We start from the raw sequence: 15,800 nt of genomic DNA on the forward strand, positions 1-15,800 counted from the left end.
GGCACCACGCCCGTCAAATAGCAGCAAAGCGAGGGGGAGTTCAAGCAGACATAAAGGTATGTTTATATGCGGAACTGGCCATGACGGTCGGAAACCGCATCAAGGCGCAGCTCACGCCACCTCGTCGTCCGCCAGGGATTCCACCAGATCCACCACGCGCCGCCGAACCTGGCCGCTGCGGATCCGCACGAACGCCCGGTTGAGTGCGAGACCCTCGCTCGAGGTGAGGAAGCTCGTCACATAAGCCGCCGGATGGTCCTCGGAAAAACCCTCCGAAGTTGCCGCGCCCGGCGTGGGCGGTGCGTCCTCGAAGAAGAACGACACCGGAACCTGCAGAACCGTTGCGATATGCTGCAAGCGGCTTGCTCCGATACGATTCGTTCCCTTTTCGTATTTCTGGATCTGCTGGAACGTGATGCCAAGATGCTCGCCGAGCTTCTCCTGGCTCATTCCAAGCATCATTCGACGCATACGCACACGGCTTCCGACGTGTGAATCGATAGGATTGGGGGACTTCTTACTGGGCATTGGCTTGGGGTCCTCAGAACACGTCGAAAAGCGCGCACTACTGCGCGGCGTGTGATCAGTACCGACGCTCTAATCGGGGTCTTGAGGACCCACCCCCCTCGTCGGCGTGGCATACACGGTGGTCGATAGTCGGCACGCCGTGGTTGACGGCTGGATAATGAGGTGTTTTTGACCGGTGTCAATCAGTCGCTTTGTGTTGGCGCCCGCGACGCCGCGCCGCGAGCAGAAGGAACACGACCGCGACCACGCCGAGTACAGGCCCATCGCCGATGCGGGCATAGAGGGGTTTGCCGATTGCGGCCGGCAGCGCGCCGTCGACGACGCCCCGTTTCGACAGGGCGAGACTGGCCCGGATGCGGCCATAGGGGTCGACGATCGCCGAGATGCCGGTATTGGCCGCACGAACCAGCGGCAGACCCTGTTCCACCGCACGCGTGCGCGCCTGCTGGAAGTGCTGGTAGGGCCCGGGCGTGTCGCCGAACCAGGCATCGTTGGTGAGATTCAACAGCCAGCCGGGATGCGTGCCGGGAGCAACCACCTCCGCGGGAAAAATCGCCTCGTAGCAGATCAGCACGCTCGCCGGCGGAACACCGGGAAGCGTCATCGGCACATGGCCGCTGCCTGGGGTGAAGCCACCGGGCAGGGATTCCGCCAGTGCGCCGAGCCCGGTGCTTTCCAGCACGGACTGGAACGGCAGATATTCGCCGAACGGCACGAGATGCACTTTGTCGTCCCGCCCGATGATCGTTCCCGTGCGGTCGATCGCGAGCGCGCTGTTGTAGTAGCGCTCGGATGCGGCCGTTTCCGCGCTGTCGCCCTGCGGGTCGACGCCTGCCTCGGTCGCGGTCGCAAAGACCGTTCCGGCGACGAGCACGCTCCGCTCCGGAAGCGACCGGGCGATGTCCCCGAGTGCGATGGCTGAATCGGCGAGGAGGAAGGGCGTCGAGGTCTCCGGCCACACCACGACGGTGGTGCCGTCCTCCGGTGCGGGCTTTGCTTCCCTGGTGAGGGAGAGCAGCACGTCGAAGCTCTGCCAGCGGTTCTCCGGCCGCCACTTTTCGCTCTGGTCGATGGCGGGCTGCACGAGATGCAGCCGCACGCCGGCCACGTCCGCGTCGTCGGCGCCGGAAAGCCGGGCGAAGCCGAACGCGGCGAGCGCCCCGATGAGCGCGGCGGCGGCGGCGCAAAGGGCGGTGCCACTCCGCCGGCGGCCGAACGGTCCGAACGGCGCCGCGGGAGCCGCGCCGGCAAGCGCGGCGACGAGCGCGAGCCCCGAGACGCCGATGAGGCTTGCGCCCTGCATCAGCGCCTCGCTGTTGGTCAGCGCGTAGCCGATGTCGTTCCAGGGAAAGCCGGTGGCAATCCGTCCGCGCAGCCATTCCGTCGCCGTCAGCGCGGCGGCGAGCGCAACGACGCGGGAAGCGCCCGGGCGCCAGAATGCGATGGCCAGCACGGCGGCGGCCGCGGGAAATACGGCCAGCCCCGCCGGCAAGCCGGCGACGGCAAACGGGATCATCCAGCCATAATCGGCCGCATCCACCAGAAACGCGGCGCCGATCCACCACAGGCCGGCGAGGAAGGCGCCGAACCCCCACCACCACCCCACCAGCGCCGCGGTGCGCAAGCGCCGGCCCGTCGGCCGCATCGCGGCGCCGTCGAGCAGGAAGACCAGGAGCGGAAGCGAGATCAGCAGCGCCGCGCCATACCCGAACGGGGCCTGGGCGAGCGCGGAAACGCCGCCGGCAGCGAAGGCGAGGGCATTCCGCCGCCATCCGGTGAGGCCGGCAATCCGTGCGGCGAACCGGTCGAGCGCCGGAAGCGCTCCGTGGGCGGAAGACGGAATGCGCCGCGCGACACCCTCGCCGGGCCGCGCGGCCTCGCCGGCCACGAAGAACCGGCCGCGGCGTCGGTCCCGAAGTTTTCGCATGGCCCGGGCTCCCTCGCCGTGCGGTGGTGGTGGCGGGCCGGCAGGGGCGGCGGGCACCGGAAGCGCGGGCCGGCGCCCGCCGGCGTCATGTCTGCTGCTCGCCGTCCCTCGGATGGCGGTAATAGACCCGGACCCGCGACACGCGCCGTGGATCGGCATCGAGAATTTCGAAGGCGAGCGCGGGAATCTCGGGCGGCGCGATGTGCTCGCCGCGCTGGGGAATGCGGCCGACCAGCGTGTAGATCAGGCCGCCCAGCGTATCGACGTCTTCTTCCTCGAGTTCGTCGACATTGAGGTCGGGGCCGACCACCTCGGCGAGCTCGTCAAGATCGATGCGCGCATCGGCGATCCAGCCGCCCTCCGGATCGGGCGCGATCATCGCCTCCTCGGCCTGATCGTGCTCGTCCTCGATGTCGCCGAGCACGGTCTCAATCAGGTCCTCCAGCGTCACGAGGCCGTCGGTGCCGCCATATTCGTCGATCACCAGCGCGATCTGCATCCTGTCCGCCTTCATGCGCGCGATGAGGTCGCTGGCCGGCATGGAAGGGGGAACGAACAGCACGGGCCGCAGGATCTCGGCCTCGCCGACCGGCTGGGACAGGTCGACCGCGCCGAGGGGCAGGGGCGCGTCCGGTGCCTCCGCCACCCCGCCCGCCGCCTGCGAGGCGCGGGAGGCGATCAGCGCCATCAGGTCCTTGATGTGGACCATGCCGAGGGGATCGTCGAGGCTCTCCCGGTAGATCGGCATGCGGGAATGGCCGGAAGCCAGAAAGGCGCGGATCAGGCCTGCGAGCGGCGTCTCGGCGTCCGCCGCCACGATGTCGGCCCGCGGGATCATCACGTCCTCGACCCGCAGGGTGCGCAGCCGCAGGATGTTGCGCAGCAGCATCCGCTCTTCGGGTGTGAACGCCTCCTCGCCGCTGGAATCGGCGCCGGCGGCGAGGGCGCTTTCGAGGTTTTCGCGCAGCGAGCCGCCGTTTCTGAGGCCCATGGCGCCCATCAGCCGGGCGAGCCAGCCCTCCGTGGCGCGCTCCGGTGCCCTCTCGGCCTGCCGGTCCTGTGCACGCGAATCCTGTGCACGTTCGGGCTCGACCGGGCTTACCGTTCCGCTTCGGGCGGCTTTCGCTGCCGGTACGGCGGAGGCAGCGGCCGTTGTCACGGCCGCGGCGGTACTTGATGTGTCGTCGTTCATTCCAGACAGGCTTTCGCCGCCCTCAATTCGATCTGTCGTCCACAATATTCACGATGCGGCCGGTTCCGGGAGTCCTTTTCGTCTCCGGGATCCCGTCATGATCGAGGTCGAACCTTCAGTCGGCCTCGCCGCGATAGGGATCGGGCACGCCCAGCCGGGCGAGACACGCCCTTTCCAGGGCTTCCATCTCCTCGGCCTCGGCCTCCGTCTCATGGTCATAGCCGAGAAGATGAAGAAAGCCGTGCACCACCAGATGGCGCAGGTGGTGATCGAACGGCTTGCCCTCTGCCTCTGCCTCTGCCGCGACGGTCTCATAGGCCAGCACGATGTCGCCGAGGAAACGGTAGGGCGCCCCCGGCATCTCCGCCGCGGGAAAGGACAGCACGTTGGTCGGCTTGTCCTTGCCGCGGTGGTCGCGGTTGATCTCGCGCACCCGCGCGTCGTCGGCGAAGGCGATCGCCACCTCGCAGGCCGGCAGCGGCGACAGGTCGCCGGGGCCGGAGCCCGCAAGCGGCGCGGACGCGCCGAGCGTTTCCGCCACGAGCGTTTCGAGCGCGTCTTCCGCGCCCCATTCGCCCGCCTCCACGACGAGATCGATGCCGATCGGGCCGGTCGCCGCCGGCTTCCCGCCGACGGCAGCGTCACTCCCGACGGTCATGACGTCGGCGCGCCCGTGGCCTCGCCCCCGGTGCGGCGTGCCTCCCGCGCGTCCCGTGCGGCTGTGCGCTCCGCCCCCACCTTCTCATAGGCGGCGACGATGCGGCCGACCAGTTCGTGGCGCACCACGTCGGCCGCCGTGAACCGCACCAGCGCCACGCCCGGCACCTGATCGAGGATTCCGATCGCCTCGCCGAGGCCGGATACCTGTCCGGGCGGAAGATCGACCTGGGTCGGGTCGCCGGTGATGATCATCTTCGAGTTCTCACCGAGGCGGGTGAGAAACATCTTCATCTGCATCGATGTGGTGTTCTGCGCCTCGTCGAGCAGGACGATGGCGTTGGTCAGCGTCCGGCCGCGCATGAAGGCGAGCGGCGCCACCTCGATCATGCCGGACTGAAGGCCGCGCTCGACCTTCTCGGGCGGCATCATCTCGTAGAGCGCGTCATAGAGCGGGCGGAGATAGGGATCGACCTTCTCGCGCATGTCGCCGGGCAGAAAGCCGAGCCGCTCGCCGGCCTCGACGGCCGGACGCGACAGGATGAGACGGGCCACATCGCCGCGCTCGAGCAGGGCGGCGGCGTAGGCGACGGCGAGGAAGGTCTTGCCGGTACCGGCGGGGCCAGCGCCGAACACGAGGTCCGCGCGGTCCATCGCCCTCAGATAGGCATCCTGGGCGGGTGTGCGGGCGACCACGGTGCGGCGGCGGGTGGAAACCTGGGCATAGGCGAGCCTGCCCTTCGGCTCCATCGTCGGCAGGGTCAGCTGCGCCTTCGCGGCCGCCACCAGCTTGATCGCGCCTTCGACGTCGGTCGGGTGGACGTCGAGCCCCTTCTGCAGCCGGTCGTAGAGCTGCTCGAGCACGTCGCGGGCGTGTTCGCAGGACTCGTGCGGACCCTTGATGGTCACCTGGTTGCCGCGGGCCACCGCCTCGACCCCGAGGCGCTGCTCGATCACGGCGAGGTTCTGGTCGAACTGGCCGAACAGATCGCCGATCAGGCGATTGTCGTCGAACGCCAGCACGACATGGGTGATATCGGAAGCCGGCACCAGGCGCGGCGCGATGACGGGGGCGGAGGTAGGCGAAGCGGTCCGTTCGACGGTCACGAAGCGATCCCTGTCCGACTCGGCGCCCCGGAGGCGAAACGGCCCGCGAGGCTGTTGGTTCCCACGGCGGTGATGGTGATGTCGGCGATCTCGCCGATGCGGGCGGGGTCGCCGTCGATATGCACGGCCTGCAGCCACGGCGACCGGCCGGAAAGCTGGCCGGGACGCCGGCCGGGCTTTTCGATCAGCACCGGGATCGTGAGCCCGACGGTGCGGGCATTGAACGCGCGGGTCTGTTCGTTGACGAGGGCCTGAAGACGGTCGAGCCGCTCGGTCTTCACCGCTTCCGGCACCTGTCCGTCGCGGCCGGCGGCCGGGGTGCCGGGCCGCGGGCTATATTTGAAGGTGAACGCAGAGAGGTAGCCGACCTCGCGCACGAGGGTCAGCGTCTCCTCGAAGTCGGCGTCGGTCTCGCCGGGGAAGCCGACGATGAAATCGCCGGAGAGGGCAATGTCCGGCCGGGCGGCACGGATGCGCTCGATGAGGCGCAGGTAGCCGGCCGCCGTGTGGCGGCGGTTCATCGCCGCGAGGATGCGGTCCGATCCGGACTGCACCGGCAGGTGCAGATAGGGCATCAGCTGCGGCAGGTCGCGGTGGGCGGCGATCAGGTCGTCGTCCATGTCGCGCGGGTGGCTCGTGGTGTAGCGCAGGCGGTCGAGGCCCGGGATCTCCGCGAGACGCGCCACCAGCCGGGCGAGATTCCAGCTCGCGCCGTCCGGGCCTTCGCCGTGATAGGCGTTGACGTTCTGGCCGAGCAGCGTCACCTCGCGCACGCCGGCGGACGCCAGGCGTTCCGCCTCCTGCACGACCCGGGCGACGGGCCGCGAGATCTCGGTGCCGCGGGTGTAGGGCACCACGCAGAACGAGCAGAACTTGTCGCAGCCTTCCTGAACGGTGAGGAACGCCGTGACGCCCCGGGCGAGCGTGCGCTCCCGCGAGGGCGCCGGCAGGTGCTCGAATTTCTCTTCGGTGGCGAGTTCCGTTTCCACCACCCGCTCGCCCTTGCGGGCGCGGTCGAGAAATTCCGGCAGCCGATGATAGGTCTGCGGCCCGACGACGAGATCGACGACGGGCGCGCGGGCGGCGATCTCCCGGCCTTCGGCCTGGGCGACGCAGCCGGCGACGCCGACCGTCATCTCGCGGCCCTCGCGGGCGCGCGCTTCCTTGATCAGGCGAATGCGGCCGAGCTCGGAATAAACCTTCTCGGCGGCCTTCTCGCGGATATGGCAGGTGTTCAGGAGGACGAGATCGGCCGTCTCGAGCGAATCAGTCGGGACATAGCCGGCCGGCACCAGTGCATCCGTCATACGATCGGAATCGTAGACGTTCATCTGACAGCCGTACGTCTTGACGAAGACGGTGCGCTTGTCGGTCATTCGGCGGGGTTGCGACCCCTCCCTCGTCTCGTGGTGCAACGCAAACGGGCGCCGCGGGTGGCGTCGGAACGTGGTTTTAAACCTGGCTTTCGACCGGGCTTGCGGGTCGCTCGGCGGTCTTGAACGCGAAGACGGCCCCGTCCTTCAGGATTTACCGTGTTTCGCCGCATTTGAGAATAGCCGTCCTTGCCGCGGCGGGGGACAGGCACGATCGGCCTGTCACGCCGCCGGGCATTTCAGGCCGCCGGTGTGGCGGCGCGGCCGGTAAGGGCGGCCATCGTCATGGTGCGGACCTCGTCTTCGGCCTTTGCCGTCACGGACTTGCGGTCCGTGCCCGGCCCGAACGGGATCGGTTCGCCCCAGCTCAGCTCGACATCCACCGGCGGTCCCGCCATCAGCGCCAGAAGGTGGGGAGCGAGGTCCATGTCGCCATACCAGGCGACGAGCGGCCGCTTGATCCGTCCCATCGGCAACCCGGCGAGGCGGGTGTAGGCGATCGACAAAGGCTGCACCATGGCCCGCTGTCCGGCACCTCCCGCCCCGTTTCCGCCCTGGTCGCCGGCAACGGCCTGTCCGTCCGCAAGAGTCTGACGCGCGGCGCCGACGAGCGCACTGCGGAACGGCAGCACCTCGCTGCCGTTGGTGGAGGTGCCTTCCGGGAACAGCACCATCGGGTCGCCTCGTCCGAGCCGCACGGCGATGGCGCTCGTCACCCGTCCGGTATCGGCGCGGCGGGCGCGGTCGACGAACACCGTGCGCTGCAACTTTGCGAACAGGCCGAACACCGGCCATCCGGCAACTTCGGCCTTGGCGATGAACGACAGCGGCATCCGCGACCCGATCACGGAAATGTCGAGCCAGGAGACGTGGTTGGAGAGGATCAGCAGCGGCCGGGTTTCAGCCGGGCGGCCGCGCTCCAGCACCCGCACGCGCAGCAGGGCGAGGGCGATGCGATGCCACCACATCGGAATGCGGCCGGCGAGAGGCCGGTCCAGGCGTACGGCGGCCCACTGCACCGGCAGCAGCACCAGCGTCACCAGGCTCAGCGCCAACAGCGATAGAACGACCCGCAGGCGCTGCATTCGGCCTTCCGCGAAATGGGCGGGCCGCCGGCCCGATCGAGGGCGCCGGTTACCGCTTGTCCTTGTCTTCCAGCGGCACACCATAGAGTTCGAGCCGGTGGTCGACCAGCTTGAAGCCGAGTTCGCGCGCGATGAATTCCTGCAGGCGCTCGATGTCCTCGTTGCGGAACTCCACCACCTTGCCGGACCGGAGATCGATCAGGTGGTCGTGGTGGTCGTCCTGCACGGTTTCGTAGCGCGAGCGGCCGTCGCGGAAGTCGTGGCGCTCAATGATGCCGGCATCCTCGAACAACTTCACCGTGCGATAGACGGTGGAAATCGAGATCCGGTTGTCGATGGCATTGGCGCGGCGGTGGAGTTCCTCCACGTCGGGATGGTCGTCGGCGCTTTCCAGCACGCGGGCGATCACCCGCCGCTGGTCGGTCATACGCATTCCCTTGGCGACGCAGAGCGCTTCGAGCGGCTGGGCATCAGGACCCGTCGAGGCGGCCGTCTTGAGGATGTGGGTCTGATTGGTCACGGCTCGCAGCTCCCGTCGCGGTTCGACGCCGATGCATCCGGTCCCTACTGTTTCCCGCGTCACTCGGGGGGCGGAAATAGCGGGTCCGTTGGCAGGTCGAGGTACTTTCGAATTAGTCTACTTCGCTACAAAGCCATGGGCTAACGGAGATCGCAACGCAAGACAAGCGCATGTCCCTGTCCGGCAGCATGGGCATAATAGCCCGGCCGTTGCCCGACCTGAACGAAGCCGCGCCGGCGATAAACAGCCAGCGCGGGCGCATTTTGCGTGTCCACCTCCAGAAAGACGCAGGCGACGCCGTCCACATAGAGCCGGCGCAGCGCCGCATCGGTCAGGAGCCCGCCGATGCCCGCGCCGCGATGATGGGGATGGACCGCGATGGTCAGCACCTCGGCCTCGCCGGCCACCGACCGCATCATGATGAAGCCGATCGGCCGGCGGGTTCCGTAGGGCGTGCCGCGCCGCGCGACGAGGCAGAACACCCCCGCGCCTCCCATCAGGGCCGCGATCTCGTCCTCGCTCCAGGTCTGCGAGAAAGACGCCGCGTGGATGTCGGCGAGATCGGGAAGGTCGGCGTCCTCCGCCGCCTCGATCACCGGTTCGCGGGCGAAACGCCAGTCCGCGAACGACCAGAGCCCGGTCTGGCCGAGATCCGCCCACCACCATCCGGCCGGGGCGGGATCGACGGGATCCGAGGCACGCGTGGCAGAGGGCGCGGACCAGTAATCCCACGTCAGCATCGGCCAGGAGGACGCCGACCACGACAGCGGCGACCAGGACGACGTCTTCCACCACGGGCCTGAAGGCGGCGGGGGCGATTCGTCTGCCATGGCGATGGTCTCCGGGACGTGGCTGTCCGCTCCGTTGAGAAGCGATCCTTTCGAGGCCCGTTCCGTGCGCTTGGAAGGGCCTCTGCCGCTGGATAGGACCGATCCGCCCTGGTGTTCAAGCGGCCGGCCCGGTGAGGGCACTGGAAAAATACGACGACCGGCGCGGCGTGTCCCGTTCGGATCGCCGCGCGTCTGAAGGAAACCGCGCTAGCTGCCGGGCGCCAGCAAGCCGGGCAGCCGCTTCTGCGGCTTGGCGTCGGGCGGCCGCAGATAGATCGGCTCCGGCGCCACCGGTTCGGGTGTCCGCGCGGCCGCGATCCGGGCGATGGTAGCGGCCTCCACGATCCGGCCCGGTTCGACCGGCCCGGTAGCGAGCCCGGCGCGGCGGGAGAGATCGGCCAGGATATCGGCCCCCGAACCGGTCAGAACCGCACCCGCGGGCACCAGCGCTGCGGCTTCGGCGAGCGGAACGGCCCGCGCCGGGCCGAGCGGCGCGCCGGCATGGTCGAAGCCCTGAAGATAGAGGGTGTCGCGCTTGGCATCGATGGCGGCGATCACCGGCAGGCCGGGATGGGCCGCACGGCTTGCCGCGGCGATCGCCTCCAGCGAACCGACGCCGATCAAGGGGCGCGACAGCGCAAAGGCGAGCCCGCGGGCGGTCGCGACCGCGATCCGCACACCGGTGAAGCTTCCCGGGCCGAGCGACACGGCGATCCGGTCGAGATCCGCCGGCACCAGCGACAGATCGCCGATCGCCTCGGTGATCATCGTCATCAGCCGTTCGGCATGGCCGGTGGGGGAGGGATCGAACCGTACGACCAGCCGCTCGCCCGCTGCGGCAACGCCGCCGGAGAGATCGAGCACGGCGACCGAGGCGGCGGAGCCTGCGGTGTCGAGGGCCAGGATGCGCATGTTCGGAGCACCCCCGTGCTTCGCGCGTGAAGCACGGATGTGCTCCATCGTTCAGTTGCCGTCCGGCTCGCCCGTGGCCGCGCCGGACGGCAAGCCGGATCAGGCCGCGGGCTTCAGCTTCAGCGCGGCGATGCCGGCGGCGATGTTGAAGCCTTCCTGGACCTGCGTGCTAAGCGGCTGAAGCGCGATCGAGCGCGAGAAGCCGCCGATCAGCACGTTGGCGCCGAGACCCACCGTCACCGTCGCCTCGGCGGTCAGGCCGCCATATTCGCCGGTCAGGGCATTCGGGGCAAGGCCGCCGGTCGAGGGCGCGAACACGCCCCATACGATCTGCGTCGCCTTGGTCTCGCCGATATCGACGCCGAACTGCGAGATCTGGCCGTCATAGTGCTCGACCTTGCCGCCGCCGGCAGGCTTGAACTCGCAGGTGAGCTTGGTGGTCGAGCCGACGATGAAGCCGACATTGGTGCCTTCCTTGCAGGTCAGCACGCCGACGTTCACGCGCTTTTCCTGGGCGAGGGCGGGCGTGGTGAGCAGGGCGGCGGCCACGAGGGCTGCGGTCGCAAGGCGGATCGTCATGGAGGTGAACTCCTTCGCAGGTTGATCGTGGCGCTCCGCCGCCGGGTCATCCGGAATCGGCACAACGGACGCGATGCGATTTCTAGAACAGGCACCCGGAAGACGGGAACCGGATTTTCCGAAAAGATCGTGTGCTTGCAAATGGATGGCACACGGCGGCCAGCGTGCGGCATCTGCAGGGCGCGGGCCATGATAATCCGCAAAGGCGCGCTTCAGGTTGCACCGGCCGGCGGCCACGACCGCCGGCCGAAACGACTGGATCAGCGCAGGTTGCCGCAGAAGCGCTGGATGCGCTTGCAGGATTCCTCGAGCGCCGCGTTCGACGTCGCGTAGGAGATGCGGAAGAACGGGCCGAGGCCGAAGGCGGAGCCCTGGACCACGGCGACACCTTCCGCTTCGAGGAGTTCCGTCACGAACGCCTCGTCGTTCTCGATCACCTTGCCCGACGGGGCCGTGAGCCCGATCGTGCCGGCGCAGGACGGGAACACGTAGAAAGCGCCTTCCGGGGTCGGGCACTGGATGCCGCGCGCCTGGTTCAGCATGGAAACGACGAGATCGCGGCGATCCTTGAACAGGAGCGCGTTCTTCGGAATGAAGTCCTGGGTGCCGTTCAGCGCCTCGACCGCCGCCCACTGCGAGATCGACGACGGGTTGGAGGTCGACTGGCTCTGCACCTTGGCCATCGCCTTGATCAGCGAGTCCGGACCTGCCCCGTAGCCGATGCGCCAGCCGGTCATGGCATAGGCCTTGGAAACGCCGTTGACCGTGAGGGTGCGGTCGATCAGCGAGGGCTCGACCTCGGCCGGGGTGGTGAAGACGAAGTCGTCATAGACGAGGTGCTCGTACATGTCGTCGCTCATCACCCACACATGGGGATGGCGCACCAGCACGTCGGTGAGCGCCTTGACCTCGGCGCGGGTATAGGCGGCGCCGGTCGGGTTGGACGGCGAGTTGAAGATCAGCCACTTGGTCTTCGGCGTGATGGCCGCTTCGAGCGCCTCGGCGGTGATCTTGAAGCCGTTCTCGGCGCCGGCCGAGACGACCACCGGGGTACCGCCGCACAGCAGCACCATCTCCGGATAGCTCACCCAGTAGGGCGCCGGCACGATGACCTCGTCGCCCGGGTTCAGGGTGGCGACGAGCGCGTTGTAGAGCACCTGCTTGCCGCCGTTGGAGACGCTGACCTGGGACGGCTTGTAGGCGAGATTGTTCTCGCGGGCGAACTTGGCAGCGATCGCCTCCTTCAGCTCGGGGATGCCGTCGACGGCCGTGTACTTGGTCTTGCCGTCGCGGATCGCCTTGATCGCCGCTTCCTTGATGTTCTCCGGCGTGTCGAAATCGGGCTCGCCTGCGCCGAGGCCGATCACGTCGCGGCCCGCCCGCTTGAGCTCGGCGGCCTTGTTGGTGACGGCGATGGTGGCGGACGGTTTCACGCGCGAAAGCGCATCGGCGATGAAGCCCATTTCTTTCCTCGGCATTTGTGCGTGCGGCCGGGTGCGGCACCCTCGGGGGGAATTCCCTCGGGCGGGTAGCGCGAAGCCCGCGGCCGATCGCGGTTTCGAACGGAAGGCGGGAGCCAGGGCGGCAGAAACCGGCGGAGGGCATGGAGCCCACCCGGTTTCACGTCCGGATCCTAGAGCATGTTCGGTCCGGATTAAACCGATCTGAGCGGCAGGACCACGCTTGCGGGGATGGAACCGGAGCGGTTCCCGTCGATCGGACCCGCTTCGGGACAAACGAAAACGGCCCCGCGTCGCGGAGCCGTTGGAGAGGGCCGAAGCCGGATCAGAACGGGATCACGCCCGGACCGACCTGCCCGTGATATTCGTCGGTCCACGGGGTCGGGTTCGCATCGTTGGCGATGATCGGCAGCGGCGCGACCCAGCTATAGGGCGAGCCGAACTCCTTCAGCGGATCCGGACCACGGGACGGCTGCCCCTGGTTCATGAACACGCCGGGCAGCGACTGGCCGTAGGGGCCGACATAACCGCCGGTGCCGGGCTTGTTGATGGTGATCTCGGACGAGGTCGATGCCGTGCCGGACGCCGGCTGCGCCGACACCGCTTGCGCCGAAACCGTCGCCATCACGGCGACGACGACACCCGCGAAAGCACGCCGCGGCGCGGTATCGAGGTGGAATGCAGCCCGCATAATCTCCTCCGTCAGTCCACGGCTCCGGAGCGATCCTGAAACGCGATCACGCCCAACCAGTCCCATATCCGATTCATATAGCAGAACTTGCGCGCCCGAAACGACACCCGACTGCGCTAAAACGGTCGGTGTTGCAGTTGGGCCATTGAATTTGGCTAACAAAGGTTTTGCATCAGGCCCGGCGGGTCGCCAGCATCCCGAGAATCTCCTTCACGGACGCGACCACCGGGCCGGCGATCGCCGCCGCGCGCTCGGCGCCGTCGGCCAGCACGCCGTCGATATAGCCGGGGTCCGCCTTGAGGCGGCGCATCTCGTCGGCGATCGGCGAGAGCTTCTCCACCGCGAGGTCGGCGAGCAACGGCTTGAAGGCCGAGAACTGCTTGCCGCCGTGCTCGGCGAGAACCGCTTCCTTGGCCTGTCCGGACAGCGCGGCATAGATGCCGACGAGATTGTCGGCCTCAGGCCGCCCCTCGAGGCCCTTCGGCTCTGACGGCAGGTCCATCGGATCGGTCTTGGCCTTGCGGATCTTGAGCGCGATGGTCTCCGCGTCGTCCACGAGGTTGATGCGCGAATAGTCGGACGGGTCGGATTTCGACATCTTCTTGGTGCCGTCGCGCAGGCTCATCACCCGCGTCGCCGGTCCCTGGATCAGCGGTTCCGGCATGGGGAAGAAGCCGTCGCCATGTCCGAGCGCGGCGATCCGGGCCGAGAAGTCGTTGTTGAACTTCGCGGCGATGTCCCTCGTCAGTTCCAGGTGCTGCTTCTGGTCCTCGCCGACCGGCACATGGGTCGCGCGATAGACCAGGATGTCGGCCGCCATCAGCGTCGGATAGGCGAACAGGCCCACCGAGGCGTTCTCCTTGTCCTTGCCGGCCTTCTCCTTGAACTGGGTCATGCGGTTGAGCCAGCCCATCCGCGCCACGCAGTTGAACACCCAGGCGAGTTCGGCGTGGGCCGGCACCTGCGACTGGTTGAAGACAATGTGCCTCTTCACATCGATGCCGGCGGCGAGATAGGCCGCCGTGACCTCGCGGATGGCAGCGGTGAGCTCGACCGGGTCCTGCGCGACGGTGATCGCGTGGAGATCGACCACGCAATAGATGCAATTATATTCGCGCTGCAGCGGCACGAAGCGCGACAGCGCACCGAGATAGTTGCCGAGATGCAGGTTGCCCGTCGGCTGGATGCCGGAGAACACGCGGGGCTCGAACGTCGTCATGACCGGGTCGACCTTGTTGCGAGGACCGGCGGGTTATGGCGAAGCCGGCCGCCCGGCGCAAGCCGGGGAGTGAGGAATGGCGCCGTCCGCGCCGCGGTACGACGGTCGATCAGGTCTTTCCCCGGCCCCTGCGGCCCTTGAGGACGCGGGCGATCTCGCTGCGCCGGATCGCGCCGAACGCGATTGCGGCGAGGCAGTAGACCACGCCGCCACCGACCACGAGGCCGGCGAGGGCCTCGATCCGCAGCCAGCCGCCGCGCGCCGTGAGCGGCGCCAGCAGGTAGGCGAGGCCGACCAGCGCCGCCGCCATCAGCACGGTCGCCGCGGCGATGCGCCAGAGCGACGAGATCAGCCGCCGGTCGAAGGAGAACAGCCCGGCCCGGCGCAATCCGGAATAGAGCAGCACGACATTCAGCCAACTCGCCGCAGACGTCGCCATCGCCACGCCGACATGACCGAACACCGGAAACAGGGCGAGGCTCAGCACCACGTTCACGACCATGTTGATGGCCGAATACCACATCGGTGTCCGGGTATCCTGCCGGGCGAAGAACGCCGGCTGGAACACCTTGATCAGCACGAAGGCGGGCAGGCCGGCGCCGAAGGCGGCAAGGGCGGAGGCGGTCGCTACGCTGTCGGCGGCCGAGAAGGCGCCGCGTTCGAACAGGCCTATGGTGAGCGGCAGCGGCACGGTGACGAGCGCGGCGGCGGCCGGCAGCGTCAGCACCATCGCGAACTCGAGCGAGCGGTTCAGGCTGTGGTTGACCGTCTCCAGGTCGCCGGCGCGCACGCGCCGGGCGATATCCGGCAGCAGCACGATGCCGATGGCGATGCCCACGACGCCGAGCGGCAGCTGGTAGACCCGGTCGGCATAATAGAGCCAGGCGACCGCGCCTTCCTGAGTGGAGGCGATCACGGTGCCGACGAACACGTTGATCTGCACCACGCCGCCCGCGATGATGCTCGGGCCGGCCAGCACGCACAGCCGCTTCACCCCCGCCGTCAGCCGCGGCCACATCAGCGACAGGTGCATGTCGGCGCGGGCGGAGGCCACCACCAGCACCACGAGCTGCAGCACGCCGCCGATGATGTTCGCCCACGTCAGCCAGTAGCCGGCGGTAACGGTGCCCTCGGCATGGGTGAAGAACACGAAGATCAGCGCGCCGATCAGCACCGCGTTGAGCAGGCTCGGCGCGAACGCCGCCGCGGCGAAACGGTCGAGGCCGTTCAGCACGCCGGAATAGAGCGTGACGAGGGAAATCAGCGCGAGATAGGGAAAGGCGATGCGGCTGAGCGCGACCGTGAGCGCGAACTTCTCCGGATCGCTCGCGAAGCCGGGCGCCAGCAGGAACGTCACCTGCGGCATGAAGATCTCGACCACGATGGTGACGACGAGAAGCAGCATTCCCATCGCCGCCAGCGTCTCGCGGGCGAAGGCGCGGGCGCTTTCCGCCCCCTCCGCCTCCAGCTTTCCGGCGAACAGCGGCACAAAGGCGGAGGCGAACGCCCCCTCCGCGAACAGCCGGCGGAACATGTTGGCGAGGCGCAGCGCGACCGTATAGGCCTCCGCCACCGGACCGGCGCCGACGGCTGCGGCGATGAAGGAATCGCGGATGAAGCCGAGCACGCGGCTCGACAGGGTCGCGCCGCCGACGGTCGCGAAATTGCGCAGCAGGCTCATCGGGAAACGGTATCCGGCCGGGGCTTTATAAGCGTCACG

Annotated in this window: 15 protein-coding genes; all 15 read right to left on the reverse strand. The window is 68.3% G+C overall.

From position 1 onward, the window contains the following. Positions 1 to 111: 111 nt before the first annotated feature. The 15 genes from BUF17_RS09690 to murJ all read right to left on the reverse strand — a co-directional run bounded on the left by BUF17_RS09690 (position 112) and on the right by murJ (position 15,761). Complete coding sequence (locus BUF17_RS09690; RefSeq protein WP_073627980.1) at positions 112 to 528, reverse strand: helix-turn-helix domain-containing protein; 417 nt, start codon at positions 526 to 528, stop codon at positions 112 to 114. Between the two features lie 178 nt (positions 529 to 706). Then, the gene (gene lnt, locus BUF17_RS09695) at positions 707 to 2,455 is read right to left on the reverse strand and encodes an apolipoprotein N-acyltransferase (protein WP_084564348.1); all 1,749 of its coding nucleotides are present in this window, start codon (positions 2,453 to 2,455) and stop codon (positions 707 to 709) included. Positions 2,456 to 2,540: 85 nt separating this feature from the next. Continuing rightward, entirely contained in the window at positions 2,541 to 3,647 is a 1,107-nt protein-coding gene (locus tag BUF17_RS09700; RefSeq protein WP_244530829.1) for a hemolysin family protein, read from the reverse strand. A 115-nt stretch (positions 3,648 to 3,762) separates the two neighbouring features. Next, positions 3,763 to 4,305: an rRNA maturation RNase YbeY gene (gene ybeY, locus BUF17_RS09705; RefSeq protein ID WP_073627984.1), complete on the reverse strand. Its 543-nt coding sequence runs from the start codon at positions 4,303 to 4,305 to the stop codon at positions 3,763 to 3,765. Continuing rightward, positions 4,302 to 5,411, reverse strand: coding sequence for a PhoH family protein (locus tag BUF17_RS09710; RefSeq protein WP_084564350.1), 1,110 nt, complete (start codon positions 5,409 to 5,411; stop codon positions 4,302 to 4,304). The genes ybeY and BUF17_RS09710 overlap by 4 nt, the downstream gene beginning before the upstream one ends. Beyond that, complete coding sequence (gene miaB / locus BUF17_RS09715) at positions 5,408 to 6,787, reverse strand: tRNA (N6-isopentenyl adenosine(37)-C2)-methylthiotransferase MiaB (protein WP_084564352.1); 1,380 nt, start codon at positions 6,785 to 6,787, stop codon at positions 5,408 to 5,410. Before miaB ends, BUF17_RS09710 begins: the two co-directional genes overlap by 4 nt. A 236-nt stretch (positions 6,788 to 7,023) precedes the next feature. Beyond that, positions 7,024 to 7,869, reverse strand: a complete 846-nt coding sequence (gene olsA / locus BUF17_RS09720) for a lyso-ornithine lipid O-acyltransferase (protein WP_175563664.1) — start codon at positions 7,867 to 7,869, stop codon at positions 7,024 to 7,026. Between the two features lie 49 nt (positions 7,870 to 7,918). Next, the gene (locus BUF17_RS09725) at positions 7,919 to 8,302 is read right to left on the reverse strand and encodes a Fur family transcriptional regulator (protein WP_073628326.1); all 384 of its coding nucleotides are present in this window, start codon (positions 8,300 to 8,302) and stop codon (positions 7,919 to 7,921) included. Between the two features lie 227 nt (positions 8,303 to 8,529). Then, complete coding sequence (locus BUF17_RS09730; protein ID WP_244530830.1) at positions 8,530 to 9,219, reverse strand: GNAT family N-acetyltransferase; 690 nt, start codon at positions 9,217 to 9,219, stop codon at positions 8,530 to 8,532. Between the two features lie 207 nt (positions 9,220 to 9,426). Next, on the reverse strand, positions 9,427 to 10,131 hold the full coding sequence (gene tsaB, locus BUF17_RS09735; RefSeq protein ID WP_073627988.1) for a tRNA (adenosine(37)-N6)-threonylcarbamoyltransferase complex dimerization subunit type 1 TsaB: 705 nt from the start codon (positions 10,129 to 10,131) through the stop codon (positions 9,427 to 9,429). A 99-nt stretch (positions 10,132 to 10,230) separates the two neighbouring features. Beyond that, complete coding sequence (locus tag BUF17_RS09740; protein ID WP_073627990.1) at positions 10,231 to 10,710, reverse strand: DUF992 domain-containing protein; 480 nt, start codon at positions 10,708 to 10,710, stop codon at positions 10,231 to 10,233. A 260-nt stretch (positions 10,711 to 10,970) separates the two neighbouring features. After that, a complete protein-coding gene (locus tag BUF17_RS09745) occupies positions 10,971 to 12,173 on the reverse strand; it encodes a pyridoxal phosphate-dependent aminotransferase (protein WP_073627992.1) in 1,203 nt (400 codons plus the stop codon). 322 nt (positions 12,174 to 12,495) lie between these two features. Then, positions 12,496 to 12,861 carry a hypothetical protein gene (locus BUF17_RS09750; RefSeq protein WP_073627994.1) on the reverse strand — a complete coding sequence of 122 codons (366 nt, stop codon included), beginning with the start codon at positions 12,859 to 12,861 and terminating at the stop codon, positions 12,496 to 12,498. A gap of 172 nt (positions 12,862 to 13,033) precedes the next feature. Further along, entirely contained in the window at positions 13,034 to 14,080 is a 1,047-nt protein-coding gene (gene trpS / locus BUF17_RS09755; RefSeq protein ID WP_073627996.1) for a tryptophan--tRNA ligase, read from the reverse strand. A 109-nt stretch (positions 14,081 to 14,189) separates the two neighbouring features. After that, positions 14,190 to 15,761: a murein biosynthesis integral membrane protein MurJ gene (gene murJ / locus BUF17_RS09760; RefSeq protein WP_073627998.1), complete on the reverse strand. Its 1,572-nt coding sequence runs from the start codon at positions 15,759 to 15,761 to the stop codon at positions 14,190 to 14,192. Positions 15,762 to 15,800: the final 39 nt, after the last annotated feature.

Source organism: Pseudoxanthobacter soli DSM 19599 (assembly GCF_900148505.1).
In the GTDB taxonomy this organism is placed as follows: domain Bacteria; phylum Pseudomonadota; class Alphaproteobacteria; order Rhizobiales; family Segnochrobactraceae; genus Pseudoxanthobacter; species Pseudoxanthobacter soli.